The sequence below is a fragment of the Mesorhizobium sp. WSM3868 genome (assembly GCF_002294785.1).
GTDB lineage: Bacteria > Pseudomonadota > Alphaproteobacteria > Rhizobiales > Rhizobiaceae > Mesorhizobium.
This window is the reverse complement of the sequence record NZ_NSGB01000002.1, coordinates 447,522-464,641: the sequence shown is the minus strand read 5'-3', so window position 1 is coordinate 464,641 and position 17,120 is coordinate 447,522. Positions and strand designations below refer to the sequence as shown.

16 protein-coding genes are annotated in these 17,120 nt (G+C 64.2%); 14 read left to right on the top strand and 2 right to left on the bottom strand.

Annotation, left to right across the window (positions count from 1 at the left end):
- Positions 1-375, bottom strand: a complete 375-nt coding sequence (uraH, locus tag CK221_RS05500; protein ID WP_066995957.1) for a hydroxyisourate hydrolase — start codon at positions 373-375, stop codon at positions 1-3.
- 176 nt (positions 376-551) lie between these two features.
- Here uraH and puuE point away from each other — a divergent pair, with 176 nt between their 5' ends.
- The 14 genes from puuE to CK221_RS05430 all read left to right on the top strand — a co-directional run bounded on the left by puuE (position 552) and on the right by CK221_RS05430 (position 15,744).
- Positions 552-1,976, top strand: coding sequence for an allantoinase PuuE (gene puuE, locus CK221_RS05495; protein ID WP_095776973.1), 1,425 nt, complete (start codon positions 552-554; stop codon positions 1,974-1,976).
- A 10-nt stretch (positions 1,977-1,986) separates the two neighbouring features.
- On the top strand, positions 1,987-2,847 hold the full coding sequence (locus CK221_RS05490) for a bifunctional allantoicase/(S)-ureidoglycine aminohydrolase (protein ID WP_095776972.1): 861 nt from the start codon (positions 1,987-1,989) through the stop codon (positions 2,845-2,847).
- Positions 2,844-3,335, top strand: coding sequence for an ureidoglycolate lyase (locus tag CK221_RS05485; RefSeq protein ID WP_066995966.1), 492 nt, complete (start codon positions 2,844-2,846; stop codon positions 3,333-3,335). The genes CK221_RS05490 and CK221_RS05485 overlap by 4 nt, the downstream gene beginning before the upstream one ends.
- A gap of 19 nt (positions 3,336-3,354) precedes the next feature.
- Positions 3,355-3,948, top strand: a complete 594-nt coding sequence (locus tag CK221_RS05480; RefSeq protein WP_095776971.1) for a nucleoside deaminase — start codon at positions 3,355-3,357, stop codon at positions 3,946-3,948.
- 83 nt (positions 3,949-4,031) lie between these two features.
- Complete coding sequence (locus CK221_RS05475; protein ID WP_095776970.1) at positions 4,032-6,017, top strand: CocE/NonD family hydrolase; 1,986 nt, start codon at positions 4,032-4,034, stop codon at positions 6,015-6,017.
- Positions 6,018-6,166: 149 nt separating this feature from the next.
- Positions 6,167-7,753 carry an ABC transporter substrate-binding protein gene (locus tag CK221_RS05470; RefSeq protein ID WP_095776969.1) on the top strand — a complete coding sequence of 529 codons (1,587 nt, stop codon included), beginning with the start codon at positions 6,167-6,169 and terminating at the stop codon, positions 7,751-7,753.
- 17 nt (positions 7,754-7,770) lie between these two features.
- Positions 7,771-8,730 (top strand): ABC transporter permease, encoded by a 960-nt coding sequence (locus tag CK221_RS05465; RefSeq protein WP_067324105.1) that lies wholly within the window; start codon positions 7,771-7,773, stop codon positions 8,728-8,730.
- An 11-nt stretch (positions 8,731-8,741) separates the two neighbouring features.
- Positions 8,742-9,569: an ABC transporter permease gene (locus tag CK221_RS05460; RefSeq protein WP_066995982.1), complete on the top strand. Its 828-nt coding sequence runs from the start codon at positions 8,742-8,744 to the stop codon at positions 9,567-9,569.
- On the top strand, positions 9,569-11,224 hold the full coding sequence (locus tag CK221_RS05455) for an ABC transporter ATP-binding protein (protein WP_067324103.1): 1,656 nt from the start codon (positions 9,569-9,571) through the stop codon (positions 11,222-11,224). Before CK221_RS05460 ends, CK221_RS05455 begins: the two co-directional genes overlap by 1 nt.
- 92 nt (positions 11,225-11,316) lie before the next feature.
- The gene (locus tag CK221_RS05450; RefSeq protein WP_095777099.1) at positions 11,317-12,156 is read left to right on the top strand and encodes an alkaline phosphatase family protein; all 840 of its coding nucleotides are present in this window, start codon (positions 11,317-11,319) and stop codon (positions 12,154-12,156) included.
- A 269-nt stretch (positions 12,157-12,425) separates the two neighbouring features.
- On the top strand, positions 12,426-12,992 hold the full coding sequence (locus CK221_RS05445; RefSeq protein WP_095777098.1) for a sigma-70 family RNA polymerase sigma factor: 567 nt from the start codon (positions 12,426-12,428) through the stop codon (positions 12,990-12,992).
- Positions 12,989-13,657, top strand: coding sequence for an anti-sigma factor (locus CK221_RS05440; protein WP_082980509.1), 669 nt, complete (start codon positions 12,989-12,991; stop codon positions 13,655-13,657). The genes CK221_RS05445 and CK221_RS05440 overlap by 4 nt, the downstream gene beginning before the upstream one ends.
- A complete protein-coding gene (locus CK221_RS05435; RefSeq protein ID WP_095776968.1) occupies positions 13,647-15,077 on the top strand; it encodes a S8 family serine peptidase in 1,431 nt (476 codons plus the stop codon). The genes CK221_RS05440 and CK221_RS05435 overlap by 11 nt, the downstream gene beginning before the upstream one ends.
- Before the next feature lie 127 nt (positions 15,078-15,204).
- Positions 15,205-15,744 (top strand): GNAT family protein, encoded by a 540-nt coding sequence (locus CK221_RS05430; protein ID WP_095776967.1) that lies wholly within the window; start codon positions 15,205-15,207, stop codon positions 15,742-15,744.
- A 38-nt stretch (positions 15,745-15,782) separates the two neighbouring features.
- Here the strand turns inward: CK221_RS05430 and CK221_RS05425 are convergent, their stop codons facing one another.
- Positions 15,783-16,805, bottom strand: a complete 1,023-nt coding sequence (locus CK221_RS05425) for a substrate-binding domain-containing protein (protein ID WP_095777097.1) — start codon at positions 16,803-16,805, stop codon at positions 15,783-15,785.
- Positions 16,806-17,120: the final 315 nt, after the last annotated feature.

Sequence of the window (17,120 nt, the reverse complement as noted above, 5' to 3'; positions counted from 1 at the left end):
TCAGCTCCCGCGATAGGTCGAGTAGCCGTACGGCGAGATCAAGAGCGGCACATGATAATGCCGCTCCTCCGCCATGCCGAAGCGGATCGGCACGGTGTCGAGGAAAGCCGGCTCCGGCAGGCTGGCGCCCTGCCCGCGCAGATAATCGCCGGCAGCGAAGACCAGCTCGTACTCGCCGGTGCGGAAGTCGGCGCCGGCAAGCAACGGCGCGTCGCAGCGGCCGTCATCATTGGTGGTGACGGTCTTCAAATGCGTGCGGGCCTGGCCTTCGAGGCGGAAAAGCCCGATCGAAAGGCCCTTTGCCGGCCTGCCGGTCGCGGTATCGAGGACATGGGTCGTCAGACGCCCGCCATCGGCTTTCGACGTTTCTGCCACTGGCCGCCTCCCATCCCAAGTAGTCGAACGTTTTCAGGTCAATTGTGCGCCAATTAAAGGCGATGCATAAGCCCCGGTCGAGCGGAGTGCGGCAAAAAGCACTTTCAAAAATTTTCGGGGGAATGCACGAGCACTCCTTTCGATATCTTCATCTCAACATTCGGGCAGGAGCGATCATGCGTTACGAACGGGACATGCGCGGTTACGGAGCCAATCCGCCGGACCCGAAATGGCCCGGCGGCGCCTATGTCGCGGTGCAGTTCGTCGTCAATTACGAGGAAGGCGGCGAGAACTGCGTGCTGCACGGCGACAAGGCTTCCGAAGCCTTCCTATCCGAGATTGTCGGCGCCGCCCCCTGGCTCGGCCAGCGCCATTGGAACATGGAATCGATCTATGAATACGGCGCCCGCGCCGGCTTCTGGCGGCTCTACCGGCTGTTCACGCAAGCTGAGGTGCCGGTGACCTGCTACGGCGTCGCCACGGCGCTGGCACGCTCCCCCGATCAGGTCGCGGCGATGCAGGAGGCCGGCTGGGAGATCGCCTCGCACGGGCTGAAATGGATCGACTACCGCGACCATAGCGCGGAGGACGAGCGACGCGACCTCGAAGAGACGATCCGTCTGCATTACGAAGTGACCGGCGCGCGGCCGACCGGCTGGTACACCGGCCGCACTTCCGTCAACACGGTGCGACTCGTCGCCGAGGAAGGCGGCTTCGATTACGTCTCCGACACCTATGACGACGAATTGCCCTACTGGTTCGACCGGGATGGTTTGGAGAAGCCGCAGCTCATCATCCCCTATACGCTCGACGCCAACGACATGCGCTTCGCCACGCCGCAGGGCTTCAATTCGGGCGACCAGTTCTTCGCCTATCTGAAGGACAGTTTCGACACGCTCTATGCGGAGGGCAAGGCGGGGCGGCCGCGCATGATGAACATCGGCCTGCATTGCCGGCTGATCGGCCGTCCGGGCCGCGTGGCGGCGCTGACGCGCTTCGTCGACTATGTGAAGTCGCATGACAGGGTGTGGTTGACCCGGCGCATCGATATCGCAAAACACTGGCGCGAGACGCACCCCTACCAGGCGCCGGCGCTGCGCCCGTCCCGGATGGAATTCGAGGAATTCGTGCATGCCTTCGGCGGGGTGTTCGAGCATTCGCCGTGGATCGCCGAGCGGGCCTACGAACTGGAGCTCGGCCCGGCCCATGACAGCGCCGGCGGCCTGCACAACGCGCTGTGCCGCGTCTTCCGCGCGGCGACCGAGGCCGAGCGGCTTTCCGTGCTCAACGCCCATCCCGACCTTGCCGGCAAGCTGGCGGCGGCCAAGCGGCTGACGGCGGAATCAGCCAAAGAACAGGCCTCCGCCGGGCTCGTCGCGCTGACCGACAAGGAGCGCGAGCTGTTTTCGAAGCTCAACGCCGCCTATGTCACGACCTTCGGCTTTCCCTTCATCATCGCGGTCAAGGGCAAGACGAAGGACCAGATCCTGGCGGAGTTCGAGGCTCGCATCGGCAACAGCCGCAGCAATGAATTCGACACCGCGTGCAAACAAGTCGAGCGCATCGCGCTGCTTCGGCTCAAAGACATGCTTCCAAAATAGGCTTCAACACATGGACAAGATGAACATGGCCGAGCGAACCTATTACGCGCCGCATGGCGGCCATCCCGGTCAGCACGAGCTGTTGACCGGCCGCGCCGTCTTCACCGAAGCCTATGCGGTGATCCCCAAGGGCGTGATGCAGGACATCGTCACCAGCCCGCTGCCGTTCTGGGACAAGACAAGGGCCTGGATCATCGCAAGACCGCTTTCGGGCTTCGCCGAGACCTTTTCGCAGTACATCGTCGAGGTCCTGCCCGGCGGCGGCAGCGACCGGCCTGAGCTCGACCCCGAAGCCGAGGGCGTGCTGTTCGTGGTCGAGGGCGAGCTTACGGTCTCGCTTGCCGGCAAGAACCATGTGCTTCGCCCAGGCGGCTTCGCCTTCCTGCCGCCGGGCAGCGGCTGGACGGTGCGCAATGAGAGCAGCGGTGCGGTCCGCTTCCACTGGGTCCGCAAGGCCTATGAGGCGGTCGACGGCCTCGACGTTCCGGAAGCCTTCTTCAGCAGCGACAAGGAGGTCGAGCCGAGCCCGATGCCCGGCACGGGAGGCCACTGGGCGACGACGCGCTTCGTCGACCCGGCCGACATGCGCCACGATATGCATGTCACCATCGTCACGCTCAAACCCGGCGCGGTCATCCCCTTCGCCGAGACCCATGTCATGGAGCATGGGCTCTATGTGCTCGAAGGCAAGGCAGTCTATCGCCTCAATCAGGACTGGGTCGAGGTCGAGGCCGGCGACTTCATGTGGCTGCGCGCCTTTTGCCCGCAGGCCTGCTACGCCGGCGGTCCCGGGAATTTCCGCTACCTGCTCTACAAGGACGTCAACCGGCACGCCAAGCTTGGCGGCGCCCTTGGGGCTCGCGCGCGGTGACCCAAATCGTGGCCCAGCCGCTGACACGCGAAAACTTCGCGCCGTTTGGCGACGTGATCGATATGGGCGGCGAGAACCGCTACCCGATCAATGGCGGCAAGGCGATGCGCTACCACGATCTCGCCACCGCCGAGGCCACCGGCCCGAATGCCAAGGTGCTGATCTCGATGGTGCGCGGCACCCCCTACGAGATGCCGCTGAAACTGACCATGGTCGAGCGCCATCCGCTCGGCAGCCAGGCTTTCATTCCGCTGTCGCCGCGGCCCTTTCTGGTTGTCGTCTGCCATGACACTCCGGACGGCCCAGGCGAGCCGCACGCCTTCATCACCGCGCCCGGGCAGGGCATCAACTACCGGCGCAACCTCTGGCACGGCGTGCTAACGCCGATCGGCGAGGAACAGGACTTCCTCATCGTCGACCGTGGCGGCGACGGCGCCAACCTCGAAGAGTGCCATTTCTCGCACCCTTACGAGATCCATCTTCCCTGAAAGCTGCCAGTTTTTCCCGATGACAGACATTTCGCTGATCGACCGCCTGCTCGACGTTATCGAGCACGATATCGTGCCGAAGACCGCTGAAGGCGTTGACCATGGCAACAAACTCTTCGGCGCCGCCATCCTGCGGAAAGACGACCGCTCGCTGGTGCTCGCCGAAACCAACAACGAAATCGAAAATCCGCTCTGGCATGGCGAGATGCACTGCCTGAAGCGATTTTACGAAATGCCCAGGGCCCAGCGCGTCGACACCAGGGATGCGCTGTTCCTGGCCACGCACGAGCCCTGCTCGCTGTGCCTGTCGGCGATCACCTGGACCGGCTTCGACAATTTCTACTACCTCTTCAGCCACGAGGACTCGCGCGACAGCTTCGCCATCCCGCATGACCTGAAGATCCTGAAGGAGGTCTTCACACTCGATCCCGGCGGCTACAACGCCGAGAACGCCTATTGGAAGAGCTTTTCCATACGCCGGCTGGTGCGCGCTTTGCCCGAGGCGGAACGCAGGCGGCTGGAGGCGCGCATTGCCAAGATCTCCGCACGCTATGACGCGCTGTCCGGCACATACCAGGCGAGCAAGGCCGACAACGACATTCCGCTGAACTGACGCTTTGAACTGACGCTTATTGACCAGCCGATTTCGCCGGCTGGCCCACGACGCCTCGGCGACGGTTCCATCATGTGCCTTGCATGAAAACCGTCACAGAATTCCCTCGCAAGGTCGTCGAATTTCCCGATATGGGCATCGTCATGCCGGATGGCTGCCGGCTGTCGGCGCGCATATGGATGCCTGAGGATGCCGGCGACAACCCGGTGCCGGCGGTCCTCGAGCATTTGCCCTACCGCAAGCGCGACGGCACCATCTTCCGCGATCAGCTGACGCATCCCTATTTCGCCGGACACGGCTATGCCTCGATCCGCGTCGACATGCGCGGCAACGGCGATTCCGAAGGGCTGATGGACGACGAATATTCCGAGCAGGAATTGCAGGACGCCTGCGACGTCATCGCCTGGGCGGCCGCGCAGCCCTGGTGCAACGGCAATGTCGGCATGATGGGCATATCCTGGGGCGGCTTCAACTGCCTGCAGGTCGCGGCAAAGCAGCCGCCGGCGCTGAAGGCGGTGATCAGCCTGTGCTCGACCGTCGACCGCTATGCCGACGACATCCACTACAAGGGCGGCTGCCTGCTGCTCGAGAATTTCGGCTGGGCCTCGACGATGCTCTCCTACTCGTCGCGGCCGCCGGATCCGGAAATCGCCGGCGGCAACCGCTGGCGCGATCTGTGGCTGAGCCGGCTGGAGAACCAGCCCTTTCTCGCGCCGCTGTGGCTCAGCCACCAGCATCGCGATGCTTACTGGAAACGCGGCTCGATCTGCGAGGACTTTTCAGCCGTTACGGCGGCAGTGCTGTCGATCGGCGGTTGGCATGACGGCTACCGCAACACGATCTCCAATCTGGTCACCAACATCCAGGCGCCGGTGAAGGGCATCGTCGGCCCCTGGATCCACAAATATCCGCATTACGCGGCACCCAATCCGGCCATCGGCTTCCTGCAGGAGGCGCTGCGCTGGTGGGACCGCTGGCTGAAGGGCGCGGCGACCGGCGTCGAGGCCGACCCGGACTACCGCGCCTATGTGATGGACAGCGTGCGTCCGGCCCGCTGGCATCCCGAACGGTCAGGCCGCTGGGTTGCGGAACAGCAATGGCCCTCGCCCGACATCAAGGTCAAGGCAACCGAGCTCATCGCCGAAGGCGCCGGACCGGCAATCGTCGCCTCGCCGCAAAGTTGCGGGCTTGCGGGCGGCGAGTATTTTCCCTTCACCTTCGGTCCGGAACTGCCGGGCGACCAGCGCCCCGACGACGCGCTTTCTGTATGCTTCGACCAGGTCGAACTCGAGGAGGCGATCGACATCGTCGGCGCGCCGGAAGTCGAAGTACGGGTCGCCTCGGACCGCCGCCAGGCCAACATCGCGGTGCGTCTCTGTGACGTGCATCCGGACGGCGCCTCGGAGCTGATCTCCTATGGCGTGCTCAACCTCACCCACCGCAACTCGCACGAGTTCCCGGAAGCGCTGGTGCCAGGCGAGACGGTCTCGGCACGCGTCGTGCTCGATCAGTGCGCCTACCGGGTGCCGGCCGGGCACCGCCTGCGGGTCGCCGTCTCGACCGCCTACTGGCCGATGATCTGGCCTTCGCCGGAGCCGGCGACGCTCGAACTGTCGGCAGCGACGCTCAAGCTGCCGCTGCGTCCGCCGGCGACGGCCGACGAGCTCTCGTTTCCCGAACCGGAAGGGGCTACGCCCTGGGCGACCGAGACGATCAGGCCGACCAATTCCGAACGGCATATCCACCGCAACGAAAAGACCGGCGTCGTCACGCTTGCCGTAACGGACGATTTCGGCGAGGTGCGCGACCTGGAGCACGGGCTGGTCCACGGCAGCATGGTCAGGGAGACATGGGCGATCCAACCCGACGATCCCCTGTCGGCGACGGGCAGCACGCATTGGACGCAGACATTGTCGCGAAATGAATGGTCGGTGCGGACCGAGACCTTCGCCGAGATGCGCTCGGACGCGCAAGACTTCATCCTCAGCGCCAGAATCGAGGCCTATGAGGGCGAAACACTGGTGTTCGAGCGCGATTTCAAACAGACGATTCCCCGCGCTCTCGTGTGAGCGCTGACAAGATTGGTCCAAATGCGACGCGCCATTTACGCCACGGCATGTCGCATTCGGTCTTGCTTACAGCTTTCCGTTGCGCTCATTATCCCTCACAAGAACAAGAACCGACCACATGGTCGTACCATCAGAGTGAGGAACCCGTAATGACAAACGAACTCGACTATCTCAGCCGGCGCGTCGCTGCCGGAAAGCTCAGCCGCCGCGACTTCCTTGGCCGCGCCGCCGCGCTCGGCGTCACCGCGCCCTTCGCCAACTCGCTGCTTTCGAGCGCTGCCCGGGCTGCCGGCCCCGTCAAGGGCGGCACGTTGAAGGCCGGCCTGGTCGGCGGTGAATCCACCAACAGCCTCGACCCCGCGCTGATGATGACCCAGGTGCCCTTCGCCTTCGGCAAGTGCTGGGGCGAAATGATCGTCGAGCTGTCGCCCGACGGCAAGCTCGAGAACCGCATCGCCGAGGAAATCGGCTCTTCCGACGACGCCAAGGTCTGGACGCTGAAGATCCGCGACGGCATCGAATTCCACAACGGCAAGACGGTGACCGCCCAGGACGTGGCAGCCACGCTCGAGCGCCATTCGGACGAGAAGTCGAAGTCCGGCGCGCTCGGCTACATGAAGGGCATCGAGACCATCAAGGCCAACGGCAAGGAAGTGGTGCTGACCCTGAAGGAAGCCAACGCCGACCTTCCCTATCTGCTCAGCGACTATCACCTGATCGTCCAGCCGAATGGCGGCAAGGACAAACCCGATGCCGGCATCAGCGCCGGCCCTTACAAGGTCAAGGTCAACGAGCCCGGCGTGCGCCATGTCGGCGAACGCTTCGCCAACTACTGGCAGGGCGACAAGATGGGCCATGCCGACCAAGTCGAAGTCGTCGTCATCAACGACGCGACGGCGCGCACGGCGGCCCTGCAGGGCGGTCAGGTCAACATGATCAACCGCGTCGAGCCGAAGATCGTCGACCTGATCAAGCGCGTGCGGGGCGTCACCATCCGCAACCACTCCGGTCCCGGCCACTACGTGTTCATCATGCATTGCAACACGGCGCCGTTCGACAACAACGACCTCAGGATGGCGCTGAAGCTGGCGATCAACCGCGAAGAGATGCTGAACAAGGTGCTGCGCGGCTACGGCTCGCTCGGCAACGACTTCCCGATCAACGCCTCCTACCCGCTGTTCACCGAGATCGAGCAGCGCAAATACGACCCCGACAAGGCCAAGTTCCACTACAAGAAGTCGGGTCACGACGGCGCCGTCCTGCTCAGGACGTCGGATGTCGCCTTCCCCGGCGCGGTCGATGCCGCGCAGCTCTATCAGCAGAGCGCGGCCAAGGCCGGCATCAAGCTGGAAATCAAGCGCGAGCCCGGCGACGGCTATTGGAACGAAGTCTGGAACAAGCAGCCCTTCTGCGCTTCCTATTGGGGCGGCCGCTCGACGCAGGACCAAATGTACTCGACCGCGTACCTGTCGAGCGCCGACTGGAACGACACGCGGTTCAAGCGGCCGGACTTCGACAAGATGGTGCTGGCGGCGCGCGCCGAGCTCGACGAGGCCAAGCGCAAGCAGATGTACCATGACATGGCTGTGATGGTGCGTGACGAGGGCGGCTTGATTCTGCCGATGTTCAACCAGTTCATCGACGCAACTGGTCCCAAAGTCGGTGGCTGGGTGGACGATCCGCATCAGGAGCTGATGAACGGCTACGCCTTGGCGAAGTGCTGGATGGAAGCCTAAGGTCCGGCCTTGCGGAGATGTCCTCACCCGTCGTGAAACTGGTGGCCCAGCGCGTTGCGCTGGGCATCCTCCTTCTGCTGGCCGTTTCGGTCCTGATCTTCGCCGGCACGCAGATCCTGCCCGGCGACGTCGCCCAAGCCATCCTCGGACAATCGGCGACGCCGGAGTCGCTCGCCAATCTGCGCGAACAGCTCGGACTCAATCAGCCTGCCTATATCCGCTACTTCCACTGGCTGGGCGGCGTGCTCACCGGCGATCTCGGCACTGCCATGTCGAGCGGCCAGGACATAGCGACATCGATCAAGGAACGGCTGTGGAACACCTTGTTCCTGGCCTTCTGGGCGGCAATCGTGGCCATTCCGCTGGCGATCACGCTTGGCCTGATCGCGGTGCGCTACCGCAATGGCTGGGTCGACAAGATGATCTCCGGGGTGGCGCTCGCCTCGACTTCGTTCCCGGAATTCTTCATCGGCTACCTGCTGGTCTTCTACTTCGCGGTCGAGCATCAATGGTTCCCCGCCATCTCGACCGTCTATGACGGAATGTCGTTAGGCGAGCGCTTGCAGGCGATCGCGCTGCCGGCGGCGGCGCTGACGCTGGTGGTGCTCGCCCACATGATGCGCATGACGCGAGCGGCGATCCTCAACGTCATGCAATCGGCTTATGTCGAGACGGCGGAGCTCAAGGGGCTCTCGGCTTTCGCGGTCATCCGCAAGCATGCCTTCCCGAACGCGATCGCGCCGATCATCAATGTCGTCATGCTGAACCTCGCCTATCTGGTGGTCGGCGTCGTCGTGGTCGAGGTGATTTTCGTCTATCCGGGCATGGGGCAATATCTCGTCGACCACGTCACCAAGCGCGACGTTCCCGTCGTCCAGGCGGTCGGCCTGATCTTTGCGGCCGTCTATATCGCCCTCAACATCATCGCGGACATTGCGGCGATCGTCGCCAATCCGCGGCTCAGGCATCCGAAGTAGGGGGCGCCGGTATGCTCGATATCAGACGCACTCCTGTCGCGGCGCTGATCGGCATTGTGCTGACGACACTGTTCGTGCTGGCCGCGGTCTTGGCGCCATGGATTGCCCCGCACGGCAATGCCGAGATCGTCAGCGACGTCCCTTGGGAACCGATGTCATCGGTGCACCTGTTGGGCACCGACAATCTCGGCCGCGATCTCTTGTCCCGCATGATCTATGGCGCCCGCATCACACTGTTCATCGCCGTGCTGGCCACCGCGCTGTCCTTTTCGCTCGGCGCCATTCTGGGCTTCTCGGCGGCGGTGTTCGGCGGCTGGTTCGACACGATGCTGTCGCGCCTCGTCGACCTGCTGATGTCGATCCCGACGCTGATCATGGGCCTGGTCGTCCTGTCGGTGCTGCCGTCCAACCTGGTGACGTTGATCCTGGTGATGGGCATCCTCGATTCGACCCGCGTCTACCGCTTGTCGCGCGCGGTGGCGGTCGACATCAACGTCATGGACTATGTCGAGGCCGCGAAACTGCGCGGCGAAGGCAGCGGCTGGATCATCTTCCGCGAGATTCTGCCGAACGCGCTGTCGCCGCTGGTCTCGGAACTCGGCCTGCGCTTCATCTATGCGGTGCTTTTCCTGTCGACGCTCTCCTTCCTCGGCCTCGGCGTGCAGCCGCCGGACGCCGACTGGGGCGGCATGGTGAAGGAGAACAAGGACGGCATCGTCTTCGGCATCCCGGCGGCGCTCATCCCGGCGGCGGCGATCGCGGCTCTGGCGATCTCGGTCAACCTTGTCGCCGACTGGGTACTCAACCGCACGACCAGCCTGAAGGGAGGGCGCGGGTGATGGCTGACAGCAAAGCAAACTCCGGCCGACTCCTCGACATCCGCAATCTGCGCATCGAGGCGACCGTCTACCCGCCCGGCGAGGCGCCGAAGACCATCACCCTTGTCCATGATGTCTCGCTGACGCTGGAGAAGGGCAAGGTGCTCGGCTTGATCGGCGAATCCGGCGCCGGCAAGTCGACGATCGGCCTGTCCTCCATGGGCTATGGCCGGGGCGGCGTGCGCATTACGGGCGGCGAGGTGATCCTCAACGGCCGCGATATACTGAAGGGCGGCAAGGAGGGCTTGCGCAAGCTGCGCGGCCGCGAAGTGTGCTATGTCGCCCAGTCGGCGGCGGCAGCCTTCAATCCGGCGCACCGGCTGATGGACCAGGTGGTGGAGGCGACGCTTCTGCACGGCACGGCAACCCGGGCCGAGGCCGAAAAGCGAGCCGTCGCGCTGTTCAAGAAGCTCAGCCTGCCCAATCCGGAAACGATCGGTGAGCGCTTCCCGCACCAGGTCTCCGGCGGCCAGTTGCAGCGCGTCATGACGGCGATGGCGCTTTGCTCCGAGCCCGACCTGATCGTCTTCGACGAGCCGACCACGGCGCTCGACGTGACGACGCAGATCGACGTGCTGGCGGCGATCAAGGACGCCATCCGCGATACCCATGTGGCGGCCTTATACATCACCCACGACCTCGCCGTGGTCGCGCAGGTCGCGGACGAGATCATGGTGCTGCGCCATGGCCGGCTGGTCGAATGGGGCGGTACCCGCCAGATCATCAAGGAGCCGCGCCAGGAATACACCAACGCGCTGGTCTCGGTGCATGAGATCGAGCACAACGAACAGCAGCCCGGCACCACACCGATGCTGTCGGTGAAGAACGTGACGGCCGCCTATGGCGGCGGTCTCGTCAAGGTGCTGAAGAACGTCTCGGTCGACATCTACCCGGGCCAGACGCTGGCCGTCGTCGGCGAGAGCGGTTCCGGCAAATCGACGCTGGCGCGCGCCATCACCGGCCTCCTGCCGCCCGAGCAGGGCAGCGTCTTCTTCGACGGCCGAACGCTTGGCAACAGGCTCGCCGACCGGCCGAAGGAGGATCTGCGCCAGCTGCAGATGATTTACCAGATGGCCGATGTCGCGATGAACCCGCGCCAGACCGTGGGAACGATCATCGGCCGGCCGCTCGAGTTCTATTTCGGCATAAGAGGCCGCGAGCGCGACAAGCGCGTCGCCGAGCTACTCGACCAGATCGAGATGGGCAAGGGCTTCATCGACCGCTATCCGGCCGAGCTTTCGGGCGGCCAGAAGCAGCGCGTTTGCATCGCCCGTTCGCTCGCCGCCAAGCCGAAGCTGATCATCTGCGATGAGGTGACCTCGGCGCTCGATCCGCTGGTCGCCCACGGCATCCTCAAGCTGCTGCTCAACCTGCAGCAGATCGAGAAAGTGGCCTATCTCTTCATCACCCACGACCTCGCGACAGTGAAGTCGATCGCCGATTCGATCGCGGTCATGTATCGCGGCGAGGTCGTTCGCTACGGCTCCAAGAGCAAGGTGCTGGCGCCGCCCTTCGATGCCTATACCGACCTTCTATTGTCCTCGGTCCCCGAAATGGAGATCGGCTGGCTGGAGAAGGCGATCGCGGGCCGGCGCATGGAAAGCGCCGGCAACTAAGCTGGCTTGCTCTTCTCTGCGCTTCTGGGACTTGGCCGGGTCCGTCAAGCCTTCGATGCTGATCCCTCCCGCAAGACCGCATGGAATTGCCCGTGGCGCTTAAATCCAAATTGCTGCTCATCATCCTTGACGGCGTGCCCTACCGGAACTGGCGCCGGCTCATGGGGAATCTCGAAGGCTGGGTACAATCGGGTGAGGCGCAAGTGTGGAGAATGCGCTCCGTGCTGCCGTCAACATCGGCCTGCTGCTACGCCTCGATCCATACCGGGGTCGCGCCGCAGGTTCATGGCATCCTCTCCAACGAGAACCGGTTCCGGGTCAGGCAGCCCGATATCTTCTCGGAGGTGAGCAAGGCCGGCGGCAGGACCGGGGCGGTGACGCATTCCTACTGGTCGGAATTCTTCCACTCCCACCCGTTCGATCTGGTCGAGGACATGGAATTCGACGAGCCTGGCGGGCCGATCACGCATGGCCGCTTCCACACCATGACCGGCTACAATCTCAAGAACCAGATGACTCCGAGCGATGTCGACCTTTTCGCGACATTGACCATGCTCACCCGCCGCCACGGCATCGACTACGGCATCCTGCACAGCTGCACGCTGGACTCGATGGGCCATCGCTTCGGCCACGACTGCCACGAGATGGATCATGCCTGCTACGCGATGGACGGTATGCTCGCCGCCTTCCTGCCCGGTTGGCGCGAAGCCGGCTATGAAGTTATCGTCACCGCCGATCACGGCCAGACGGACCGCGGCCATCATGGCGGGCATGATGACGAGATGCAGGATTTCGCGCTCTACTATTTCGGGCCGGCGAAGGGTCCAGAAGCCGACGCGCTGCTCGAACAGCTGCAGCTCGCGCCGACGGTGCTGAGCCGGCTCGGCGTGGAGGTGCCGGCGACGATGAAGGGGAAGGTGTTCTTGATTTAGCTCCCCTTCTCCCCTTGTGGGAGAAGGTGTCGCCAAAGGCGACGGATGACGGCTGTTCCAGTGAACGCCAACGTCTCACTCCGCTGGAACACCCCTCAACCGTCTCGGCGCTCCGCGCCGATCTACCTTCTCCCACAAGGGGAGAAGGGGGCGCCACCTCTGGCAACGCTCATCTTCTTCGGTTAGCTTCCGAAATTCCTTGGCGGAGGATGAACCTTTTTGGACCGACCAGCGACAGAGCCACGAGGAGCCAGGCGGCTCGACCGGCCATGAACGCGGCGACCGAAACCGATCGCGCGCTTGTAGACCGGATCGCGAAGGGCGACCGGGCCGCCGTGCGGCTCCTGTTCATGCGTCACCACGCGCGGATCTACCGTTTCGTGGCGCGCCAGACGGGATCGGAAATGATGGCCGACGATATAACCAACGAGGTCTTTCTCGAATTGTGGCGCCAGGCGCCGAGCTTCGAAGGCCGCTCCGAAGTCTCGACCTGGCTGCTCGGCATCGCCCGCTTCAAGGCGCTGTCCTTGCTGCGCAAGAAGAAGGAAGACTGGATCGGCGACGATGAGGCGGCACAGGTTCCCGACAGCGCCGACACGCCGGAAGTCGTCACCATGAAAGAGGGCAAGGCCGCCGCCTTGCGCCGCTTTGTCGATGCCTTGCCGGAGGAACACCGCACGGTGATCGACCTTGCCTATTACCATGGCCAGTCGGTGACCGAGATCGGCGAGGTGCTCAACATCCCGGTCGCCACCGTCAAGACCAGGATGTTCTACGCCCGCAAGAAACTCGGCGAGGCCCTCAAGGCCGCCGGTTACGACAGGGGGTGGCCATGAGCGCCGCTGAAAAGATGTCGCGCCGCGACGAGATGGAGACGTTGCTGCCGTTCTACCTCAACGGTTCGCTGGAAGGCGCCGAACTCGAAGCCGTCGAGGAATGGCTGGCCTCCGATCCTGCGGCGATGGCCGCGCTCGGCGAGGCGGAGGCCGAATTCTCTGGCACCGCCGCCGCCAACGAGGCGATCCGACCGCCGGCCGACGCGCTCTCGCGCTTTGCAAGGGCGCTCGACGCCGAGGCCGGTCCGGCGCGCGCGCCCGCCGGCCAGTCATGGCTGGCGAAGGTCTTCGGCCGGGTCACGGCGATCCCCTCGGGCGTCGCCTGGACGGCGGCCGCGGCGCTGCTTGCGCTGGTCGTGGCGCAGTCTTTCGAGCGGCCGGGCGGCAAGGGCAACGACTTTGAAATCGCCGGCGCTCAGGATGATCTGGCGAACCTGCCCTTTGCCCTGGTCAAGTTCAAGCCGGATGCCAAGATGTCGGACATCGCCGCCTTCCTTGGCCAGAACGGGCTGAAGATCGCCGGCGGGCCGACCGCCGCCAATGTGTTTCACGTGACGATCCCGGCCAGCACGGCGGCCGACTACGACAAGCTCGTCGGCCTTATTGCCGCCCAGCCTTTCGCGGAAGCTGTGGTGCAGGGAAGGAAACCGGTCGATGGCGGCTAAGGCGGTCGTTCTTCATGCGGCAATGCTGGCGGCGACATTTGTAGGCGCTCCCGCCGTTGCGCAGACCAACGATCCGAACCTCTCGCAAAAGCAGATCGACTGCCTCAGCCGCACGACGGCGGCCGGCGCTGACTGCGACAAGGACGGCGGCGGGCAATCCGGCGCGGGCAATGCCGTCGGCGGCGCCGTGTTCCTGCCGTCGCTGATCGTCGACCTGTTCCCGAATCCGCCTGCACGGCCAACGCCTGCGCCAACGCAGCCGGCGCCTCCAAAGAGTCCAACAAGCTCAGCGGCGCCCGCTCCGCCGCCAAGCGGCCCCATCACACCGCCTACCGGGCTCAATCTCGCCGCGCCGCCGCGTGCGGTCAGTGGCGAGTTCGTGCCCGACGAGGTGCTGGTGACGGTCGCCGGCGATGCCGGCGCGGTGCAGCGGATCGCCACCACCTTGGGCCTGCAGGTGCGCTCGCAGCGCCAGTCGCGGCTGCTCGGCACAACGCTGGTGCGCTACGGCATTCCGGACGGACGGCCGGTCGGCGTCGTGCTGGCGCAGCTTGCCGCCGACGGGCGTACGCAGCGGCGTGAGCCCAACCACATCTATTCGCTGCAGCAGGCCGCCGGCATCGTGAACTATGCCTTCGAGCGCATCGCGCTCGATTCGAAACAGGCGAGCGGCGAGAACGTGCGCATTGCCGTCATCGACACCGGCATCGACGATACCAACCCAGCACTGAAAGGCGTGATCGCCGGCCAGTTCGACGCCATGCCGAACGTGCCGATCAAGAAGCGCGACCACGGCACCTCCGTCGACGGGCTGATCGCCGGCGTCGGCGCGCTGGAAGGCATCGCGCCGGGCGCCAAGATCTATCACGCACGGGCCTTCGAGGGCGGCAAGTCGAGTATGGATGTCATCCTGTCGGCGCTCGACTGGGCGGCGGAACAGGACGTGCGCATCATCAATATGAGCTTCGTCGGGCCGAAGAACGACCTCCTCGGCACCGCCTGCCGCAATGCGCGCGCGCTCGGCATGGTGCTGGTCGCAGCGGCCGGCAACAACGGGCCGAAAGCGCCTTACGGCTATCCGGCAGCCTTCGACGGGGTCATCGCGGTCACCGCGACCGACGCCAAGGACGGGCTGATGCCGCAAGCCAATCGCGGCGCCTATGTCTTCCTCTCGGCGCCGGGCGTTGAGATGGTTGCGCCGAGCGGCACCGGCTCGGACGTGGTGACCGGCACCTCCTTCGCCGCCGCGATCGTCTCAGGCGCGATCGCCAACCTGATCCATGCCGCGCCCGACCGCTCGGCCGATGATATCGAGAAGGCGCTGGCGGCCACGGCCAAGGATCTCGGCCCGAAGGGGCGGGACAATGACTTCGGCTATGGGCTGTTGGATATCAAGGCGGCCGCAGCGGCGAAGGAGTGAGTCTCGTGTTTGAGGCTCATGCCCCGATGCTTTTCTGTTGCAACTCAATCAATTGGCTATCGCAAATGACCGCGATGAGCGGAGTCGGCCGTTCGACAAATAGGCACGAACATCTTAGCTTCTACAAATGATAGCCGATCTTCCCGAACTTCGGGGCGCTCGCCTCATCCTTCGCAGACCAATTCCCCAAGATGTGGAAACGCGGCTAGCGCTTGGTCGGCATCGCGAGATCGTTGAAGCCTATGGTCGGACATTCGGCCCAAACACAACCTTTACCCGAGGAGAAGCCGAGGCTGCCATTCGCTTCATCGAGCAACAGAACTGTGCCTGGGTCATTGATGCCGGTTCCTTCGTCGGCCATGTCCGCCTGCACAGCATAGATTGGCAGGACAAGAGGGCAGCCTTGGCCATCGGCATCGACGACCATGCATATCTCGGCAAGGGGTATGGTACCGAAGCGATCAGGCTTGTGCTCGAGTATGCGTTCGGTCGTGGCCTGCATCGAGTTTCGCTAAGGGTCTTATCGAGCAATTTCCGCGCGATCGCCTGCTATCGCAAGTGCGGATTTGTGGAGGAGGGTCGCGAGCGCGAAGCCGCATTCGTCGGCGGGGCTTGGCAGGATGACATCATTATGGGGCTGCTGGACAGAGAATTCAGTCCGTTCTGAAGGTCGACTCGGTCGCGTCGGAAGAATTGAGGTTTGACCTACACCGGAGCGCCGGCCACCGACCCCCGCACCACCAGATCGACCGGCCAGACCTCGCCGCGCGCGCCCTCTTCCAGCCCTGATATGCGCGCCGCCAACCGCTCGGCAACACGCGCGCCGGCAAGGCGGATCGAGGAGCGCGTGGTCGACAGCGACACCGGGAAATTCTCCGGCCGCAGCCAGGGGAAGACGTCGTCATGGGCGACCAGCGACAGATCGCCCGGAATGGTCAGGCCGAGATCGCGCACGGCGCGGACGACACCGAGCGCCATGATGAGACTGGAGCAGACGATCGCCGTCGGGGCTCCGCTTTCTTCGAGCAGGCGGCGGGCGGCGCGATAGCCATTTTCCTCGGTCATGGTCGTGGAACAGATGTGGCGCTCGCCCAGTGTCAGTCCGCTGGCGGCAAGCGCCCGGCGCACGCCGCGCTCGCGATGGATGGCGAAGGTCTCGCGGTCATCGCCGTTGATCAGCGCCAGCCGCTTGTGGCCGAGCTGGACGAGAAGCCTAGCCGCTTCGTGGAAGGCGCCCTCGTTGTCGATATCGAGATAGGGATAGTCGAACTCAAAACCCTCGCTGCGGCCATGGACGATGAAGGGGATGCCCAGCGTGTTGACCAGCGCCAGCCGCCGGTCGGCGGGGCGTGGCGAGGAAATGTAGACGGCGTCGACCTGCCGGTTGGCGACGATACGCCGATAGGTCGTCTCCTGGTCGTCGGCATCGGCCGGCGAGAGCACCAGATCGAGCTCGTGCGAGCGGGCATAATCGCCGAGACCCGAAAGAAACTCGACGAAATGCGGATCGATGTCGACGGCGTTGCCGGTCGGCAGCACATAGCCGATCATTCCCGATTTGCCGGTGGCCAGCCGCCGCGCGCTGGGGTTCGGCCGGTAGCCGTGGCGCTTAGCGGCATCCATCACGCGACGCCGCGTCTCCTCGCTGACCTCCGGGTAGCCGTTCAGCGCCCGGCTTACCGTGGTTTGCGAAAGCGACAGCATGTGCGAGAGTTGCTTCAGGTTCATCGAGGCCTCCAGCCTCAAAGCGCTTTCAATTTGAATCGATCCGATGATCGCCGGCACCGTCGTCGGAACGTCATGACCTTAGGGGCGGCCACAGACAGTTTGAAGCCGAAATTGCTGCTGCAACGCCAAAAAAGCTTACTGCATTGCACTTTTTCCTCCCTCGCATGCCCCCATTTAAATCGATTAGCACGGCCGACCCCTTGACTTCCGCCTGATTCAATGGCGAGATCAGATTAGCCAAAGCGCTTTGGAAGACTCTTCGAAAGGTTGCGGTTGCCTTCTCGCTGAGTCACAGTTCCGTGGGCGTCGGCGGAC

What these genes read in the sequence shown, in the direction of transcription:
- puuE (WP_095776973.1), top strand. Translation starts at nt 552, where the DNA reads ATGCGTTACGAACGGGACATGCGCGGTTACGGAGCCAATCCGCCGGAC.
- CK221_RS05490 (WP_095776972.1), top strand. Translation starts at nt 1,987, where the DNA reads ATGGACAAGATGAACATGGCCGAGCGAACCTATTACGCGCCGCATGGC.
- CK221_RS05480 (WP_095776971.1), top strand. Translation starts at nt 3,355, where the DNA reads ATGACAGACATTTCGCTGATCGACCGCCTGCTCGACGTTATCGAGCAC.
- CK221_RS05475 (WP_095776970.1), top strand. Translation starts at nt 4,032, where the DNA reads ATGAAAACCGTCACAGAATTCCCTCGCAAGGTCGTCGAATTTCCCGAT.
- CK221_RS05470 (WP_095776969.1), top strand. Translation starts at nt 6,167, where the DNA reads ATGACAAACGAACTCGACTATCTCAGCCGGCGCGTCGCTGCCGGAAAG.
- CK221_RS05465 (WP_067324105.1), top strand. Translation starts at nt 7,771, where the DNA reads ATGTCCTCACCCGTCGTGAAACTGGTGGCCCAGCGCGTTGCGCTGGGC.
- CK221_RS05460 (WP_066995982.1), top strand. Translation starts at nt 8,742, where the DNA reads ATGCTCGATATCAGACGCACTCCTGTCGCGGCGCTGATCGGCATTGTG.
- CK221_RS05455 (WP_067324103.1), top strand. Translation starts at nt 9,569, where the DNA reads ATGGCTGACAGCAAAGCAAACTCCGGCCGACTCCTCGACATCCGCAAT.
- CK221_RS05445 (WP_095777098.1), top strand. Translation starts at nt 12,426, where the DNA reads ATGAACGCGGCGACCGAAACCGATCGCGCGCTTGTAGACCGGATCGCG.
- CK221_RS05440 (WP_082980509.1), top strand. Translation starts at nt 12,989, where the DNA reads ATGAGCGCCGCTGAAAAGATGTCGCGCCGCGACGAGATGGAGACGTTG.
- CK221_RS05435 (WP_095776968.1), top strand. Translation starts at nt 13,647, where the DNA reads ATGGCGGCTAAGGCGGTCGTTCTTCATGCGGCAATGCTGGCGGCGACA.
- CK221_RS05430 (WP_095776967.1), top strand. Translation starts at nt 15,205, where the DNA reads ATGATAGCCGATCTTCCCGAACTTCGGGGCGCTCGCCTCATCCTTCGC.
- CK221_RS05425 (WP_095777097.1), bottom strand. Translation starts at nt 16,805, where the DNA reads ATGAACCTGAAGCAACTCTCGCACATGCTGTCGCTTTCGCAAACCACG.